The sequence below is a fragment of the Corallococcus terminator genome (assembly GCF_003611635.1).
Classification (GTDB): Bacteria; Myxococcota; Myxococcia; order Myxococcales; family Myxococcaceae; genus Corallococcus; species Corallococcus terminator.
In genome coordinates, this window is sequence record NZ_RAVZ01000087.1 from 13,270 (window position 1) to 30,129 (window position 16,860).

At 70.1% G+C, this 16,860-nt stretch carries 16 protein-coding genes; 9 read left to right on the forward strand and 7 right to left on the reverse strand.

Features of this window, described 5'->3' with window-relative positions; all coding sequences use genetic code 11:
* Positions 1-79: 79 nt before the first annotated feature.
* Both D7V88_RS14850 and D7V88_RS14855 read left to right on the forward strand, forming a co-directional pair.
* Positions 80-1,624, forward strand: coding sequence for a radical SAM protein (locus D7V88_RS14850; protein ID WP_120541299.1), 1,545 nt, complete (start codon positions 80-82; stop codon positions 1,622-1,624).
* A 99-nt stretch (positions 1,625-1,723) separates the two neighbouring features.
* On the forward strand, positions 1,724-2,662 hold the full coding sequence (locus D7V88_RS14855; RefSeq protein WP_208726289.1) for a hypothetical protein: 939 nt from the start codon (positions 1,724-1,726) through the stop codon (positions 2,660-2,662).
* Between the two features lie 16 nt (positions 2,663-2,678).
* On the opposite strand, the gene D7V88_RS14860 is transcribed toward D7V88_RS14855, so the two are convergent.
* Together D7V88_RS14860 and D7V88_RS14865 are read right to left on the reverse strand one after the other, a co-directional pair.
* A complete protein-coding gene (locus D7V88_RS14860; RefSeq protein WP_244238155.1) occupies positions 2,679-3,323 on the reverse strand; it encodes a hypothetical protein in 645 nt (214 codons plus the stop codon).
* A 22-nt stretch (positions 3,324-3,345) separates the two neighbouring features.
* Positions 3,346-3,900, reverse strand: coding sequence for a DUF4920 domain-containing protein (locus D7V88_RS14865; RefSeq protein ID WP_208726291.1), 555 nt, complete (start codon positions 3,898-3,900; stop codon positions 3,346-3,348).
* Between the two features lie 89 nt (positions 3,901-3,989).
* Between D7V88_RS14865 and D7V88_RS14870 the strand changes: the two genes are divergently transcribed.
* Positions 3,990-4,421 (forward strand): DUF2752 domain-containing protein, encoded by a 432-nt coding sequence (locus tag D7V88_RS14870; protein WP_120541302.1) that lies wholly within the window; start codon positions 3,990-3,992, stop codon positions 4,419-4,421.
* Positions 4,422-4,440: 19 nt separating this feature from the next.
* Positions 4,441-5,019, forward strand: a complete 579-nt coding sequence (gene plsY, locus D7V88_RS14875; RefSeq protein WP_120541303.1) for a glycerol-3-phosphate 1-O-acyltransferase PlsY — start codon at positions 4,441-4,443, stop codon at positions 5,017-5,019.
* Here plsY and D7V88_RS14880 read toward each other — a convergent pair.
* The 3 genes from D7V88_RS14880 to D7V88_RS14890 form a co-directional block, all read right to left on the reverse strand.
* The gene (locus tag D7V88_RS14880; RefSeq protein WP_120541304.1) at positions 4,945-6,168 is read right to left on the reverse strand and encodes a THUMP domain-containing class I SAM-dependent RNA methyltransferase; all 1,224 of its coding nucleotides are present in this window, start codon (positions 6,166-6,168) and stop codon (positions 4,945-4,947) included. The genes plsY and D7V88_RS14880 overlap by 75 nt on opposite strands.
* Positions 6,169-6,202: 34 nt before the next feature.
* The gene (locus D7V88_RS14885; RefSeq protein WP_120541305.1) at positions 6,203-6,487 is read right to left on the reverse strand and encodes an antibiotic biosynthesis monooxygenase family protein; all 285 of its coding nucleotides are present in this window, start codon (positions 6,485-6,487) and stop codon (positions 6,203-6,205) included.
* Between the two features lie 124 nt (positions 6,488-6,611).
* Positions 6,612-9,692 carry an FtsK/SpoIIIE family DNA translocase gene (locus D7V88_RS14890; RefSeq protein ID WP_120541306.1) on the reverse strand — a complete coding sequence of 1,027 codons (3,081 nt, stop codon included), beginning with the start codon at positions 9,690-9,692 and terminating at the stop codon, positions 6,612-6,614.
* 189 nt (positions 9,693-9,881) lie between these two features.
* Between D7V88_RS14890 and D7V88_RS14895 the strand changes: the two genes are divergently transcribed.
* The 4 genes from D7V88_RS14895 to gatB are packed head-to-tail and all read left to right on the forward strand — an operon-like array spanning position 9,882 to position 13,496.
* Positions 9,882-10,217: a TFIIB-type zinc ribbon-containing protein gene (locus D7V88_RS14895; protein ID WP_120541307.1), complete on the forward strand. Its 336-nt coding sequence runs from the start codon at positions 9,882-9,884 to the stop codon at positions 10,215-10,217.
* A 39-nt stretch (positions 10,218-10,256) separates the two neighbouring features.
* Positions 10,257-10,544, forward strand: a complete 288-nt coding sequence (gene gatC, locus D7V88_RS14900) for an Asp-tRNA(Asn)/Glu-tRNA(Gln) amidotransferase subunit GatC (RefSeq protein WP_120541308.1) — start codon at positions 10,257-10,259, stop codon at positions 10,542-10,544.
* A gap of 6 nt (positions 10,545-10,550) precedes the next feature.
* On the forward strand, positions 10,551-12,017 hold the full coding sequence (gene gatA, locus D7V88_RS14905) for an Asp-tRNA(Asn)/Glu-tRNA(Gln) amidotransferase subunit GatA (RefSeq protein WP_120541309.1): 1,467 nt from the start codon (positions 10,551-10,553) through the stop codon (positions 12,015-12,017).
* Positions 12,018-12,050: 33 nt separating this feature from the next.
* Positions 12,051-13,496: an Asp-tRNA(Asn)/Glu-tRNA(Gln) amidotransferase subunit GatB gene (gene gatB / locus D7V88_RS14910; protein WP_120541310.1), complete on the forward strand. Its 1,446-nt coding sequence runs from the start codon at positions 12,051-12,053 to the stop codon at positions 13,494-13,496.
* On the opposite strand, the gene D7V88_RS14915 is transcribed toward gatB, so the two are convergent.
* Positions 13,493-14,530 (reverse strand): carbon-nitrogen hydrolase family protein, encoded by a 1,038-nt coding sequence (locus tag D7V88_RS14915; RefSeq protein WP_244238156.1) that lies wholly within the window; start codon positions 14,528-14,530, stop codon positions 13,493-13,495. The two genes, gatB and D7V88_RS14915, sit on opposite strands and share 4 nt — an antisense overlap.
* 118 nt (positions 14,531-14,648) lie before the next feature.
* Between D7V88_RS14915 and D7V88_RS14920 the strand changes: the two genes are divergently transcribed.
* Complete coding sequence (locus tag D7V88_RS14920) at positions 14,649-15,599, forward strand: YxiH-YxzG fusion protein (RefSeq protein WP_120541312.1); 951 nt, start codon at positions 14,649-14,651, stop codon at positions 15,597-15,599.
* Here the strand turns inward: D7V88_RS14920 and D7V88_RS14925 are convergent.
* On the reverse strand, positions 15,592-16,554 hold the full coding sequence (locus D7V88_RS14925) for an isopenicillin N synthase family dioxygenase (RefSeq protein ID WP_120541313.1): 963 nt from the start codon (positions 16,552-16,554) through the stop codon (positions 15,592-15,594). The genes D7V88_RS14920 and D7V88_RS14925 overlap by 8 nt on opposite strands.
* Positions 16,555-16,860 lie beyond the last annotated feature (306 nt).

Consider the following 16,860-nt stretch of genomic DNA (forward strand, 5'->3'; position numbering starts at 1 on the left):
GGCAGCTCCTCCCCCACGAGGGAGTAGCGGTCCGGGGCCGTGGTGTTTATGCAACCTGCATTCCACTGTTTGGAGGACCATGGAGGGCCGATACGAACTCATCGAGCACGTCTGCTCGCTTCTGGCGGACGAGGAGGGAACGCTCCGCAAGGAGGCGCCCTACCGGGTCGCGCTCTGCTACCCGAGCCCCTACCACGTGGGCATGAGCTCGCTGGGCTACCAGGCCATCTACCGGGAGATACACGAGCACGCGGGGGCGACCGCCGAGCGTGTCTTCCTTCCCGATGATGTCGAGACATACAAGAGAACACGGACGCCATTGTTTACCTGGGAATCCCAGGCGCCGGTGTCTGGTTTTGCAATGCTTGCCTTCTCTGTGGCGTATGAGTTGGAGCTCACAGGGTTGTTCACGATGTTGGAGTTGTCTGGTTTGCCGGTTCTTGCGGCGGAACGGACGGCAAGACATCCGCTGGTGGTGGCAGGCGGTCCGCTGACGTTCTCGAACCCGGATCCGCTGGAGCCCTTCGTGGACGTGCTGGTCCAGGGAGAGGCGGAGGACCTCATCCACGTGCTGCTGGAGGCCGCGGCCTCCATGGAGCGCGAGGCCCTGTTGGAGCACCTGGCGCGGATCCCCGGCTTCCGGGTGCCCGGGCGGGGTGGCGCGCGCTACCACGTGGCGAAGGCGACGGATGCCCGGCTGCCGGCCCGGACGCAGATCATCACGTCGCACACGGAGCTGCGCTCGATGTTCCTCATCGAGCCGGAGCGGGGCTGTTCCCGCGGCTGTCACTACTGCGTGATGCGCCGGACGACGAACGGCGGCATGCGCACGGTGCCTCCGGAGCGCATCCTGTCCCTCATCCCCTCCCATGCGAAGCGCGTGGGGCTGGTGGGGGCGGCGGTGACGGATCACCCCCGCATCGTGGAGCTGCTTCGCACCCTCGTGGACTCCGGCCGGGAGGTGGGCGTGTCCTCGCTGCGCGCGGACCGGCTCACGCAGGAACTGGTGGATCAGTTGCGGAGGGGTGGGGCGACGAACCTCACGGTGGCCGCGGACGGGGCGTCACAGAAGATGCGGGACCTGGTGGACCGCAAGCATTCCGAGGAGCAGATCGTCCGCGCGGCGCGGTTCGCCCGGACGGCGGGGATGAAGCAGCTCAAGGTCTACAACGTGGTGGGCCTGCCGCACGAAGACGACGCGGACATCGACGAGCTGATCCGCTTCACCACGGAGCTGTCCCGCATCCTGCCCGTGGCGCTGGGCGTCGCGCCCTTCGTGGCCAAGCGCAACACGCCGCTGGACGGGGCGCCCTTCGCGGGCCTTCGCGAGGTGGAGAACAAGCTGGAGCGGCTTCGCAAGGGCCTTCGCGGCCGGGCTGAGGTGCGGCCGACCTCCGCGCGCTGGGCCTGGGTGGAGTACATGCTGGCCCAGTGTGGCCCGGAGGCGGGGCTGGCGGCGATGGACGCCTGGCGCGCCGGGGGCTCCTTCGCGGCGTGGAAGCGGGCCTTCCAGGAGCGGGAGTGCGTCCCGTACCTGGCCCGCCGGGTGGAGGATGGGCGGCGGCAGCCCACGGTGTGGCCCATCGTGCCGGGGCGACCCCCTCCCCAGCCGTCCGCCGCCTGACGGGGGCCCGCAAGGCCGTACCCGACAAGCCCCGCTTTCCGCTACAAGACGCTCAGCGGGGCCGATGGCCGGCACTCGCATGGCCTCGGAGCGCATCTGGTGAGCACGCAGCGCGTGGAAAAGTCGTGGCAGACGAAGGGCCTCAAGGACTACCCGACGGAGGCCCTGCTGGGCACGCTGGGGCACTACGGCATCCCCATGAGCGAGGCGGACTACCGCAAGCTCGCGGAGACGGCGTACCCGCTGGGCATCGCCCAGCAGTGGAAGGGCGCCTGGAAGGGCACCGGCCCGTTCAAGGACTACGTCGTGGCCGCAGCCGTGGAACTGTGGCGCCGCTGGATGGGCGACCGTGTGTCCCCGCAGGAGTTCACCGAAGGGCTGGCGGCGCTGATGAACGCGCTCGTGCAGCGCCTGAACAAACTGCAGGACGCCCCGGTGCCCGCCGCCTTCGAGCGCCTGAAGTCGCTGCGCTCGAGGCTGACGCTGGATGACAAGGGCGCGCTGCCCGCGCCGTTCCTCCAGGAGGCGCTAGCGCCCTTCTCGGAGAAGGACGCGGAGCTGTTCGACAGCCTGGCGGAGTCGCTGGCCGCCCAGGGCCACCACGACGACGCGACGGCGTTCGCCGACATCGAGGAGTTCCTGCTTCCCGACCGTCGCGGCATCTCCCAGGCGGTGGTCCGCTCCGCCCGGGGCGAGCGCGAGCCCGCCATCCAGGACCTGAAGAACCTCATCCACGACACGGCGCGCGCGCCCATCTCCCGCCTGCTGGCGGTGGACGGCCTCATCCACCTGCAGGCGTGGATCGACGCGTCCATCGAAGGCCGCTCGCTGCTGGCGGAGGCGGAGAAGGCGAACGACATCCACCTGTCGCTCGACCTGGTGCCCCGCCTGGAGCACATCTTCAAGCAGCAGAACGACCGCGCCGCGCTGCTGGAGCTGATGGGCACGCAGGAGCGGCTGGAGGCCCAGCACGACAAGATGCACCCGGGCCACCGTCAGCACCGGCACCAGCACGCGCAGCCGCAGCGCCGGCGTTAGCGCTCCAGGCGGTCGCTCACCGCGTCCCCGTGCGCCGGCGGCTCCGTGTTTCCGGAGCCCCGGCGTCGGTCGCGGCGGGGGGAGCGGCTGCCGCCAGTCCCGCGGTTTCGTTCGAGGCCCCGGCGTCGGGCGTCGGCGCCTGGGCGTCCGGCTTGCCGGGCAGCTCCGGGGCCGCACGCTTGAGCTTCACCGCGCTCACGCCGGGCACGCCTTCGGCCACGTCGCGCACGGGCACCACGGCGCCCACGGTGGTGTAGCGGATGGCGCCCGTCTGCGTGAAGGCGTGCTTGAGGGCGTAGTCCTTCGCGCGGCCCAGGAACCACTCGCGCACCCGGGGCAGGGGCAGCACGTGCAGCTCTCCCTGGGTGAGGAACACGTACACCATCAGGTCCGCGCCGCTGTAGAGGAAGCAGCCGGGGGTGTCCTTCTCCAGGTTGGAGACCAGCTCGAAGAAGTAGCGGCGGCGGGTGGCGTTGCGGTCGCCCTTCACCTCGATGCCGCGCACCTCGCCCGATGCCAGCTCCCACAGCAGGTCCACGCCCCGGTGCTGGAAGCGTGGATCCAACTGCACGTCGTGCACGCGCGACCCGGGCTCCGTCTCCAGGAGCCACGCGCGGGCGTGCTGCACGGCCCGGTCGGCCGCGCCCTGCACGCCTCGCATGCTGAAGCTGCGGCCTCCCATGCTACGGGCGGCGCAGTTCGACGCCGGAGGCCACGAGCTGGATTTCGCGCGGCTTGCCGTCGGCGCCGCGCGGGACGATGGCGCCCTCGGCCTCGTAGTGCTTCGCGTGGGCGTCGCTCAGCTCGGCGACCTTCACCACGCCCTCCACGCGCGCCTGCGAGCCCGCGGAGTCCAGGGGGACGAAGAAGCCGTAGTCCTTGAACGTCACGCGCACGCCCGGGCTCTTGGCGTCCTGGGCCAGCTCCATCCAGCAGCCCTTCTTCTCACAGGCCTTGCGCACCTGGCCCTCCACGCGCACGGACTTGCCGTCGTGGGCCTGGGGCTTCGCCAGCAGCTCCGCGAGCTTCACGGCGGGCGCGCCCTTGAGGGCCTCGCCCCGGGTGAGCGTCCAGCCGGTGTCCGCGGCCTTGGGGGCTTCGGCGGCCTTCGCCTCGGCGGGGTGGTGGCAGTCGCTCTTCTCGGCGGCGGCCTTGGCGGGCGCGGGCGTCTTCTCCGCCGCGAGGGCCACGAGGGGAACGGCGACCAACGTCAGCAGGGCGGAGCGGAGCATGTGCATGCCCGTTCGCTTAGCCCAGGTTTCCGGGCCCGGGCAAGGCGGCCCTTCCATCCTTCCGGCTTGTCCCGCACACTCGGCGCGAGGAGCGTATGAAGGTCACCATCCCCGCCCCCAACCGCCGGTTGGGTTCATTCGAATGGCTCGGCCTCGTCGGACTCGGGGGGCTGCTCGTGGGCCGGTATGTCCCCGTGGCGCGGCTCATCCCGTTCTGGGGCTGTGTGCTGCGCGAGCATACAGGCTGGCCCTGCCTGGGCTGTGGGCTTACCCGCGTGGCGGACCGCGTCGCGCACTTCAACATCCCGGGGGCCTGGGAGGCGAACCCCCTGGGCACCGTGTTCGCGCTGCTGTTCGCGGTGGCCGCGGTGCTGACGTTGCTGCACTTCGTCTTCGCGCTGCCCATTCCGGAGGTCGAACTGGAAGAGCGCGAATGGCGGTGGGTGCGCATCGCGTTCCCCCTGGTGTTGCTCGTCAATTACGCCTACGTCGTGGTGCGCACCCGCTTCCCGCACCTGCTGTCCTAATCGCCGCGCCCCTTCCTCCGTGCTCTCCGCCTTCCTCCTGCTGGGCTACCTCTGCGGCTCCGTTCCCTTCGGCGTGCTGCTGACGCGGTGGCTGCGCGGCGTGGACGTGCGCGACAGCGGCAGTGGCAACATCGGCGCGACCAACGTCACGCGCGTCGCGGGCAAGAAGCTGGGCGCGGTGGTGCTGCTGCTGGACGCGGTCAAGGGCGCGGTGCCCGTGGGGCTCGCGCTGCACTGGATGCCGGGGGACTCACTGGCGCACGCGCTGGTGGGGCTGTCCGCGGTGCTGGGGCACGTGTACCCGGTGTGGCTCAAGCTCAAGGGTGGCAAGGGCGTGGCCACCGCGCTGGGCGTGTTGTGCGTGCTGGTGCCCACGGCGGCGCTCGCCGGGGCGGTCATCTACGGGCTGGTGGTGGCGAAGTGGCGCGTCAGTTCGGTGGGCTCGCTGTCCGCCGCCGTCGTCGCCATCGTCACCGCGTTCCTCACCGCGCACTCCCGCGACTACGTGCTGCTCACCGCGGGCCTATTTGTCCTCATGCTCTGGACGCACCGGAGCAACCTCCAGCGACTCGCCCGGCGCACCGAGCACCGGCTTTGAGAGGCCGGCCGGGGCGCGGTAGCCCAGCAGGGTGCAGGGGATGGGGCCGTTCCACACGTCGCGGCGGATCGCCGGGCGCGCGTGGAAGGCGCTCTCGAAGGCGGGGTTGCCGGACAGCACCCACACCTTCCAGCCCGGCAGCGCGCGCAGCGAGTCGCCCAGCTTGAAGTAGAAGGTCTTCATGCCCTTCTGCCCGCCGGAGCCCAGCCGGTCGCCGTAGGGCGGGTTGGTGAGGATGAGCCCGCCGCCCTCCGGAAGAGGCCCGAGCTTCGTCGCGTCGCCTTCCGCGAGCTGGACCTCCTCGCCCAGCTTCGCCGCCTTCACGTTGCGGTCCGCGGCCTCCAGGGCCTCCTCGCTCTTGTCGAAGCCGAGGATGGGGACCTCCACCTTGCGCTCGTTGCGCCGCGCGTCCGCGCGCAGGTCCGCGAGCAGCTCGCGCGCCCGGGGGCCCATGTGCGGCCAGCGCTCCACCGCGAAGCTGCGGCCGATGCCCGGGGCGCGCCTGCGGGCGATGAGGCCGCCCTCGATGACGATGGTGCCCGAGCCACACATCGGATCCACCAGCGCCTCCTGGCCCGTGTAGCCCGCCGCTCGCAGCAGGGCCGCGGCCAGGTTCTCCTTCAAGGGCGCGGGGGTGGGGCGCACGCGGTAGCCGCGCCGGTGGAGCGGGTCGCCCACCAGGTCCAGGGACAGGGACAGCTTCTCCTTGACCAGGTGCGCCACCACGGACACGTCCGGGTTGCGCGTGTCCACGTCCGGGCGCGAGCCCAGCTTGGTGCGCAGCCGGTCCACGATGGCGTCCTTCACCTTCAGCGCCACGAAGCCCGAGTGCGCGTGCTCGGTGTCCTTCAGGTTGGCGTCCACCGCGAACGTGACGTTGGTGGTGAGGTGCTCCTCCCACGGCACGCTGGCCACGGCGTCGTAGAGGCCCTGCGCGCCCGGGGCCTCGAACTCGCCCAGCGGGTAGAGCACGCGCATCGCGATGCGGGACCAGAGGCAGACGTTGAGGGCCTCGTCGAGCGCGGCCATGAAGCGCACGCCGCCGCGGTCCTGGCGGATGCGCTTCGCGCCGAGTTCCTTCAACTCCTCGGCCAGCAGGTCCTCGGTGCCGCGTGCGGCGGTGGCGAATAGGGCAAGACGTTCAGCCATGGTGCACCGCCCTTAGACGAGCGCGGGCCGAATGTCATGTGGCCACGACCTCGTACAGCGCGAAGGTGGCGTCCTCCTGGGCGGCGCTGGCCCCCCTGGCCCGCTGGAAGTCCTCGGACTGGAAATAGGCCTTCATCGCGTCGCGGTCCGTCCAGCGCGTCACCAGCAGGATTTCAGGCGAGCGCTCGAACGAGCGCAGCACCTCCAGGCCCAGGAAGCCCGCGTAGCCGTCCACCCGCCGCGAGCGCTCCTGGAGGCGCTGGACCCAGCCGTCCGCCTCTTCGGGCGGGGCACGGAAGCGGGAGATGGCGACGATCATTCGGGAGGGCTCCGGGTCCTGGGACGAAAGGACAAAGGGGCGCCCGGAGCAGGTCCGGAGCGCCCCCGAGGGGAAACGTCCGGGGAACGGGTGTCCGTTCCCCGGGGAGCGCGTTGGCGCTGGGCTACATCGCCCCAGCGCCGGGCATGTCGCCCAGGCCGCGCAGCAGCACCTCGCGGGGCTTGGCGCCGTCCGCGGGGCCCACCACGCCGTCGCGCTCCATGCGCTCAATCATGCGCGCCGCGCGGTTGTAGCCGATGCGCATCTTGCGCTGGAGCATGGAGATGGAGACCGAGCGCATCTCGCTGACCGCCGCGAGCGCCTGGTCGTAGAGCTCGTCGGACAGTTCGTCCTCCTGCTCTCCGCCCTCCACGTCCTCGTCGCGCGGCTTGAGGATGGACTCGTCGAAGACGGGCTTGCCCTGGGCCTTGAGGTGGTCCACCGCCTTCTTGATTTCCTGCTCGGACACGTAGGCGCCGTGCACTCGCTGCAGGTGGGCGCTCGTCGGCGGCATGATGAGCATGTCGCCCATGCCCAGCAGGGCCTCCGCGCCCACCGTGCCGAGAATCGTCATCGAGTCCGGCTTCGAGCGCAGCATGAAGCTGATGCGCGTGGGGAAGTTGGCCTTGATGATGCCGGTGACGACGTCCGTGGACGGACGCTGCGTCGCGACCATCAGGTGGATGCCGGCCGCTCGCGCCATCTGCGCCAGCCGGGCGACGTACGTCTCCACCTCGCGGCTCGCGACCATCATCAGGTCCGCGAGCTCGTCGATGATGACCACGATGTAGGGCAGCTTCTTGAGCTCCTTCTTGGCCTCGCCAGCGGCCTCCACCGGCTCGGGCGCGTCGCCCTCTTCCTCGAACTCCGCGTCCACCTCGCCGTCGGCCTCCAGGTCGGGGGCGGGATCGGAGACGATGGCTTCACGCAGCTCGTCGGAGTCGTCCTCGCGCGGAGCGGCCACGCCCATGCCCTCGCTCGCGGACGCGGGGGACGTGCTGCCCTCCACGTCCACGACGAAGAGCTTCTTGGGTTTGGTCTTCTTCTTCGCGGCGGGGGCGGGCGCGGCGGCCTTCACCTCCGACGCGCTGGTCTCCACCAGCTTGTTGTAGCCGGCGATGTTGCGCACGCCCGCCTCGGACAGGAGCTGGTAGCGGCGCTCCATCTCCTCCACCGCCCAGCGCAGCGCGAGCGCGGCCTTCTTGGGGTCCGTGACGACGGGGAGCAGCAGGTGCGGGATGCCCTCGTAGACGGAGAGCTCCAGCATCTTCGGGTCCACCATGATGAAGCGGACCTCCTCGGGCGTGGCCTTGAGGAGGATGCTCATGATCATCGCGTTCACCGCCACGGACTTGCCGGAGCCGGTGGTACCCGCGATGAGCAGGTGGGGCGCCTTCACCAGGTCGAAGACGTACGGCATGCCTTCGATGTCCTTGCCCACGCACATGGTGAGCTTGCTGGCGCTCTTCTGGAACGTGTCCTGTTCTGCGATCTCCTTGAGGAACACCGTCTCGCGGTCGCGGTTGGGGACTTCGATGCCGACCACGCCCTTGCCGGGGATGGGGGCGACGATGCGCACACGCATGGCCTCCATCGCCATGGCCAGGTCGTCCTGGAGCGCGGCGATCTTGCTGACCTTGATGCCCGGGCCCGGCAGGAACTCGTACATGGTGACGACGGGACCGGGGCGGATCTCCACCACCTCGCCCACGATGCCGAAGTCCGCGAGCTTCGCGCGCAGCTTCTCCGCCGTGACCAGGAACGCGTCCTTGTCCAGCGCGGTGCGCTCCTTCTTGTCCGCCTCCAGCACGTCCAGCGGCGGCAGCGAGAAGCTCTTGCGGTCACCGACGAACTCGAACTGATCCTGCGGACGCTTCACCGCGGTGGGCTTGGGCGGGGCCTTGGGCTCCACGATGAGGGGCATGCGCGCCAGCGCGGAGGGCGGCGCGGGTACGAGCGCGTTGCCGGGCGAGGCCGCGACGGGCTTCTCCGCCACCAGGGGCTTCGCGGGGGCTTCCGCCACCGGGGCGGCGAGCGCCGCGGCGGGCACGGGAGGCGAGGACGGCGCGGAGGGCGGGGTGACGATCTGCGGCGTCTTGCGGGCGCGGCGCGGCGGCTCGGCGCCTTCGGTGTTCGCGGGGAGCTGCGGCTGGGGGGCAAGGAAGGATGCGGCCCAGGCCGGATCCGCGCCCGGCGAACGGCGCTCGGCGCGCTCCGGGGGCAGGGACGGCTGCTCGTCCCGCGCGTCGTCATCGTCCTCTTCGGGCTCCTCTTCGCGGACGAGCTTCTTCTCCAGCTTCTCGCGCTCGCGTGAATCCTTGAGGGCCTTCTTCGCGTTGGCGACCTGCTCCTTTTCCGTCTGCCGGGCGAGGCGCACGGCCTCCTCGGCCATGGACTCCGCTTCGGCGGCCTCGGCCTCCTCGGCCAGACGCTCGGCCTCGGAGAGCTCCTCCTCCTCGGCCTCCAGTTCGGCGAGGAACGCGGCCTCCTCCTCCTTCTCCTGCGCGAGCCGCTCCTGGCGGGCCTGGTAGGAGACCTTCTGCGCCTCCCAGAAGACGTGGGCGGATTCGGAGATGCGGCGGCCCAGCACGGTGAGGCCGGCCCACACCAGCGAGCACAGCTTGAAGAACGTGTACTGCGTGCCCACGATGAGCGCCGCCGCGCTGATGGCGGTGACGAGGATGACGGTGCCGACCGTGGAGAACATGCCCTCCATCAGCCCGCCCAGGCCCGCGCCCAGGGCGCCACCGGGCGGATGCGCCCAGCCCTTGTCCTTGGCGAACATGAGCTGCGAGAGCACCGCCACGCTGCACGTAAGCAGGGCCAGGGAGATGATCTGCGGCAGGCGGCGCCGCTCGCGGTTGCCCACGAAGAGCACCACGGCGGTGTAGATGCCACCCACGGGGATGAAGTAGGCGCACACACCCAGCGCGCCCCGCAGCGTCTCCGCGATGAGGTGGCCCATGGGGCCCACCGCGTTGTGGAAGCCGGGTCCCACCCGGTCATGCGCGTCGAACGTGGCGACCGCCAGCAGGGCCAGCAGCGAGGCGGCCAGGACGAAGACGCCCGCGAGCGCCCGTCTGGCCGGGCTCGCCGCGCCCCCTGCCTTCATCTTCTTGTTCGCGAGCGCCTTGCGCTTGGTCGCGATTTCCTGTCGGGAGAGCACTGCCTTCTCCGCCCGACCACCCTTCTTGGCCGCTGTCATGGACCCCGGTTCCCTCTGCCCGATTCCAGCCGCGTAGCGAGCTGTAGCAATCCGCGCGGCGAGAATAGGGAGAGAGGGGGTCGGGTCAACTTTCCAGCAGGCGTCAGAGGGGGCGGGACAGGGCCTACATTTCGGCTGCGACCCTCCGGGGAGAGGGTATGGTGCCTGACGCCAAGGAGAACCCGAACCATGTCCGACCTGACCCCCGACAAGCCCTCCCACAACGAAGACGACTACTTCGCGCGCGAGGAGATCGAAGCCAAGCGCAAGCTGGCCCTCCAGCAGGCCCAGGAGACGGCCGCCCAGCAGCGCGAGGACCTCAAGAAGCTGCACTACATGAAGTGCCCCAAGTGCGGCATGGACCTGCAGACGCTCAAGCAGGGCAACGTGGAGCTGGACAGTTGCTTCAACTGCCATGGCGTGTGGCTGGACGCGGGCGAGTTGCAGCACCTGCTGGGCGGTCACGGCCACGAGCAGGGCGGCAAGGTGATGGGCGCCATCCTCAACCTGTTCAAGCGTTCGTAGTCACCGCATCGTCCAGAGCCTCTAGGAGGAGGCGTCCCCATGGCCCTCACACTCGAGCAGGTCCGGCACGTGGCCACCCTGGCGCGGCTGTCGCTGACGCCGCAAGAGGAGGCGCGCTACGCCACGCAGTTGTCGCAGGTCCTGGACGCGGTGGCGGAGCTGGAAGCGCTGGATGTCAGCCATGTGGAGCCCACCTCCCACGCGACGCTCGCGTCCTCGCTGTTGCGCGAGGACGTGATGCGGCCGTCGTTGCCCCCTGAAGCGGGACTCGCCAACGCGCCCGCGAAGGTGGGCACCGCCTTCGCGGTCCCGAAGATCCTGGAGTAGCCCGCCATGTCGTCGACGCTCACCGACCTGTCGATGCTGGAGCTGGCCGCGAAGCTGGCCTCACGCGAGGTGTCCTCCGTGGAGGCCACGCAGGCGAGCCTCCAGCGCATCGCCCAGGTGGACCCGAAGGTGCGGGCCTTCCTGCGCGTGGATGAAGCCGGGGCCCTCAAGGCCGCCGAGGCCAGCGACGCGCGCCGCCACGCGGGCAGTCCCGCCAGCGCGCTCGACGGCGTGCCGGTGGGCCTGAAGGACATCTTCCTCACCCAGGGCGTGGAGACCACCTGCGGGTCGCGCATCCTGGAGGGCTTCGTTCCTCCGTACGATGCCACCGTGGTGCGCCTGCTGAAGGAAGCGGGCCTGCCGCTGCTGGGCAAGCTGAACATGGACGAGTTCGCCATGGGCTCGTCCAACGAGTCGAGCGCGTACTTCCCCACCCACAACCCCTGGGACCTGACGCGCACGCCGGGCGGTTCGTCCGGTGGTTCGGCCGCGGCGGTCGCGGCGCGCGAGGTGTTCGGCGCGCTGGGCACCGACACGGGCGGCTCCATCCGCCAGCCCGCGGCGTTCACCAACACCGTGGGGCTCAAGCCCACCTACGGCCGGGTGTCGCGCTACGGCGTCATCGCCTTCGCCTCGTCGTTGGATCAGCCCGGTCCCATGGCGCGCACGGTGGGGGACACCGCCGCGCTGCTCCAGCTCATCGCGCGGCATGATCCGCTCGATTCCACGTCCGCGGACGTTGCGACGCCGGACTGCCTCACGGGCCTGGAGGATGGGGTGCGCGGGCTCAAGCTGGGCGTGCCCCGCGAGTACTTCACCGCCGGCATGGACCCGGAGGTGGAAGGCACGCTGCGCGCTTCGCTGGAGGAGTTCGAGCGGATGGGCGCGACGCTGGTGGATGTGTCGCTGCCGCACACGAAGTACGCGCTCGCGACGTACTACCTGCTGGCCTCCTCGGAGGCGTCCAGCAACCTGGCGCGCTACGACGGCATCCGCTACGGACAGCGGGCGAAGGACGCGCGCGGGCTCAAGGAGCTGTACACGCAGACGCGAGGCCAGGGCTTCGGCGCGGAGGTGAAGCGCCGCATCATGCTGGGCACCTACGCGCTGTCCGCCGGCTACTACGACGCCTACTACCTGCGCGCGCAGAAGGTCCGCACCCTCATCCGCGAGGACTTCACGCGGGCCTTCCAGCAGGTGGACGCGCTCGTGTCGCCCACGTCGCCGGTGCCGGCGTTCAAGCTGGGCGAGAAGGTGGACGACCCGCTGTCCATGTACCTGATGGACATCTACACGCTGCCCTGCAACCTCGCGGGCCTGCCCGGGCTGTCGGTGCCGTGTGGCTTCACGCAAGGCGGGCTGCCGGTAGGCCTGCAGATCCTGGGTCGCCCGTTCGACGAGGCCCGCCTGTTGCGCATCGCCCGCGCGTTCGAGCGCGAGCACGACTTCTTCCGCCGCGCCGTCCCCGTCTAGCGGGGAGCGGACGCCGGCAAGGGTGACACCGCCATGCCCCTGAGCGATTTCCAGACGGTCATCGGCCTCGAGGTCCACGCGCAACTGCTCACGCAGTCGAAGATCTTCTGCGGCTGCTCCACCGCGTTCGGCGCCGAGCCCAACCACCACACCTGTCCGGTGTGCCTGGGGATGCCCGGCGTGCTGCCGGTGCTCAACCAGCGTGTGGTGGAGTACGCGGTGCGCACGGGCCTGGCGCTCGGGTGCGCGGTGAAGCCCACGAGCGTGTGGAGCCGGAAGAACTACTTCTACCCGGACCTGCCCAAGGGCTATCAGATCACCCAGTACGACCAGCCCATCTGCGAGTGGGGCGAGCTCGTCATCGACACGCCGTCGGGTGAGAAGACGGTGCGCGTGCGGCGCATCCACCTGGAGGAGGACGCGGGCAAGAGCGTGCACGACGCGTCCGCTTCCGCGGGCCAGAGCCTGGTGGACCTGAACCGCGCGGGCGTGCCGCTGATGGAGATCGTCAGCGAGCCGGACCTGCGCGACGCGGACGAGGCGGTGGAGTACCTCAAGGTGCTGCGCGACGTGCTGGTGTACCTGGGCGTCAACGACGGCAACCTGGAGGAGGGCAGCTTCCGCTGCGACGCCAACGTGTCGGTGATGCCCAAGGGCTCCACCACCTACGGTCAGCGCTGCGAGCTGAAGAACCTCAACTCGTTCCGCTTCCTCAAGCAGGCCATCGAGTACGAGGCCGCGCGGCAGGTGGACGTCCTCGAGTCCGGCGGCAAGGTGGACCAGGAGACGCGCCTCTGGGACGTGAACAAGGGCATCACCCGGTCGATGCGCTCCAAGGAGGACGCGCACGACTACCGCTACTTCCCGGAGCCGGACCTCCAGCCGCTCATCGTGTCGGACGCGCTCCGCGACGCGCAGGCGCAGTCGCTGCCGGAGCTGCCCCGCGCGAAGCGCACGCGCTTCATGGCCCAGTACGGACTGCCCGCCTACGACGCGCGCATCCTCACCGCCGAGCGCCCGCTGGCGGACTTCTTCGAGGCCTGCGCCGCGCACGTGCCGGACGCGAAGAAGCTCTCCAACTGGTTCCTGGGCGAGCTGAGCCGCCTGCTCAAGGAAGAGGGCACGCCGCTGTCCGCGCTGCGCTTCACGCCGGCGCAGTTGGGCGAACTCTTGGCCACGGTGGAGAAGGGCATGGTGTCCGCGAACGCGGGCAAGGACGTGCTCGGGGAGATGTTCCGCACCGGCCGCGCTCCGGCGGACATCATCGCGGAGAAGGGCCTCGCGCAGGTGAGTGACGTGGGCGCGGTGGAGGCGGTGGTGGACGACATCCTCGCGAAGAACGCGGGCGAGGTGGAGAAGTACAAGGCCGGCAAGAAGAGCGTGTACGGCTTCTTCGTAGGCCAGGTGATGAAGGCGATGAAGGGCAAGGGCAACCCTGGCCTCGTCAACGAGCTCTTGAAGAAGAAGCTCGGGGACTAACGCGGCACGGTGACGTGGAGCACGTCCTCGCCGCGTGGGTCTTCGGACTGGGCGAGCACGTGCACGTCGTCCGGGCCCCGGCGCTCCAGGATGAGCGAAGGGGCCTCGAAGGTGTTCTCGAAGAATCCCCCGGTGAGCTGCGGGTTCACCGCGTAGCGCACGCGCTTGAGCGTGCGCAGTTGGGTGAAGAGGCCTTCGTTGAACCACTGCTCGCGGCGCAACTGGGACTCGCCCGGCGCGTTGAAGGCCCAGGGCGCGTCCCAGGCCCAGGCGTTGGCGGAGGGCTGCGCGAGCACGTCCACGCCCAGCGCGTCCAGGTACTGCGCGCACGGCACGAACCAGGGCTCATGGGAGGTGTGCGGCTCGCGGAAGCCGTCGTAGCAGATGAGCGTGCCCAGCTTTCCGAAGGGCGTGTCCACCACGGGCAGGTCCTCCGGACGGCCGGGGCTGAGGTTCAGCACGTCCTCCTGCGTGGGCACCAGGTTCACCTTGCGCGTGACGCCCACACAGTGACCATCCGGCGCGAACGTGTAGCTGGTGTTGAAGGTGCGGGCCAACGCGGGCGCGTACTCGGGCGTGTCGATGCCCAGGCGGTTGGAGGGCAGCAGCGCGCTGCCCGCGACGACCCACAGGCCGTAATCGCGCGCGATGCCGGAGAAGGTCTCGAACAGGGCCCGGTGCACGCGGGGCGCCACCGTGGCGTAGAGACACTCCTCCATCGAAGGGGGACGGAAGGCGCGCCACGTCTGGAACAGCGCCCACCACTCCGCGAGCGCCACGCGCGTCATCGCGCCGTTCGTCGTCTTGCAGCGTCGCACGCGCGGCAGGTGCCCCATCAACCCGAGCGCCGCGCCCACCATCTCCGGCCACACGGCGAGCGCAGGATGCAGTGGCCGGCCCGAAGCATCCCGGGCGCGCAGGGCGTCCACCCGCGCGGCGAGGGCCCGGTGGTGCGCGGCGAACGTCTCCGGCGAGGCGTAGTCGTCGAGCGTGACGCGCGGCTGGATGGCGAACAGTTCGAGGGAGGTGGCCACGGGTGGGGGAGGATGGCACCGCTCCCCGGGAGGTGCGAGCCTCGTGGGCCGGGTCGTCCGGGTGCCGGACACAGGAGGGACCGTCAGTTTCAGATTGAGCTTCCGTCCACGCCTCGCCATGGCCCCACGCAAGCAACCCGCGCTGCGCATGAAGAAGACGCTCCAGCTCGCAGTCCCAGCCCTGGTCGACGCGGGCGAAACGCTCGCGGGGCGTGCGGTGAAGGCCCGGGGCGTGGGGCCGGACAACGACCTGTGGCTGCTCGCGGAGGGCAGTGAGGTCCTCCATTACGTGGACCTGTCGGATGTCTGGGAGCGGATCCCCCTGCCTTCAGCGCTGACGGACTTCCACGAGGTCCAGCCGCTGCCCGGGAACGAGGTGCTGCTCGTGAGCCCCCGGTGCCGCTACCGCTCCACGCAGCCCGACCGCAACGCGAGGGTCTACTCACGCGAGGGGACCCTGGTGCGGGAGATGACCCTGGGCGATGGCATCGCGGACGTGCAGACGACCGCCGACGGACAGGTCTGGGTCAGCTACTTCGATGAAGGCATCTTCGGCAACTACGGTTGGGGACGGGGTGACGCCGCCTCCAGGCCCATTGGCGAGGACGGCCTGGTGCGCTTCGACGCCCTGGGGCAGCGCCTGTCCAGCGACGTGAAGGAGGCGCTCGGACTTCACGCCATGGCGGACTGCTACGCGCTCAACGTCGCGTCGGAGCAGGAGATCTGGTTCTACAGCTACACGGACTTCCCCCTCATCCGCATGCGGACAGGAAGGGCTCCCACGGTCTGGGAGTCGCCGGTGCGGGGCGCGCACGCCATCGTCGTCAGCGACACGCACGTCCTGTTCGGGGGCGGCTACGAGGACTCGTGCCAGCTCCGGCTCTTCACGCTGCACGACCGGGGCGTCCAACGGTTGGGCCGCGTGGCCACCGTCGTGCTCACGGACGAGACGGGACGGGCATGGCAGCCCACGTGGCTGACGGGCCGGGGCCCCTGGCTCCATGGGGCCGAGGGCACACGCCACTTTCGCGTGCACCTCTCGGAGCTGCTGGCGCAGGCGCCTACTTGAGGAAGCCCAGCTCGCGCAGGCGCTGCTTGAGGAACGCGTCCGCGGTGATGGGCGGGTGGCGTGCGGGGTTGTCCGGTGTCTCCGTCTGCGGCAGCGGCTTGAGGATACAGTCGGAGAACGGGTGCACGAAGAAGGGCATCGAGTAGCGCACGGTGTCCTGCTCCGTGCTGGGCGGGTTCACCACCCGGTGCGTGGTGGACGGGATGATGCCGTTCATCACGCGGCTGAGCATGTCGCCCGAGTCCACGACGATCTGCCCGCGCAGCGTATCCACGGGAATCCACTCGCCGTCGCGCGTGAGCAGCTCCAGGCCGCCGGACGTGCCTTCGCACAAGAGCGTGATGAAGTTGATGTCCTCGTGTTCGGCCGCGCGCACCGCGCCCGGGATGAAGCGGTCCTTCAGGGGCGGGTAGTGGATGAGCCGCAGCACCGAGTTGCCATCCACCGTCATGTCGCTGAACGTGTTGCGCGCGATGCCCAGGTAGTCCGCGAGCGCCTGCAGCATCACCGTCGCCGCGTCGTCCAGCTCCTTGTAGAGCGTCAGGGTGTGGTCGCGGAACGTGGGCACCTCTTCCGGCCACACGTTGGCGCCGTAGTCCTCGCGGTAGGGATGGCCCACGGGCAGCTCGCGGCCCACGTGCCAGAACTCCTTCATGTCCCCCACCTTGCGGTTCTTCGCGTGCTCCTGGCCGAACGCCATGAAGCCGCGCTGCCCCGGACGCTCCGGCACCGCGTAGCGCGTCTTGGTGGACTCCGGCAGTTGGAAGAAGCGCTCCACGTCCGCGTACGTGCGGCGGATGAGCGCGTCCTCGACGCCGTGGCCTTCCACGGTCACGAAGCCGAACTCCTTGAGCGCGTCGCCAAACACCTGGACGAAGCGGGCCCGCTCCTCGGGAGTGCCGGAGCGGTAGTGGGACAGGTTCACGGTGGGGATGCGTCGGGCCGAGCGGGACATGGCCACATCCTACCCGCGTGACACCTTCCTGACACGCCGCAGTCCTGCGCCCAACCGTCACCCCGGCCCAGGGGAGGGGCCCCGCCTCACTTTGCGACAACCGCCCTCATTGACAGTGGATACGGGGCTTCCGGGATGTGCAGATTGGGCGGGGAATTGGCCGGGGGGGAGTGGTATGGCCGAAGTCGCGAGGAGTGAGCGCACGTGTGTGGCGTGCGGTCGGGGACATGGACCGGAGACGTCATGCGACACGCTCGTCCGAGAGGCGGGCGGTGTCGGGGGCGCACCCGCTGGGGAGACGGGGAC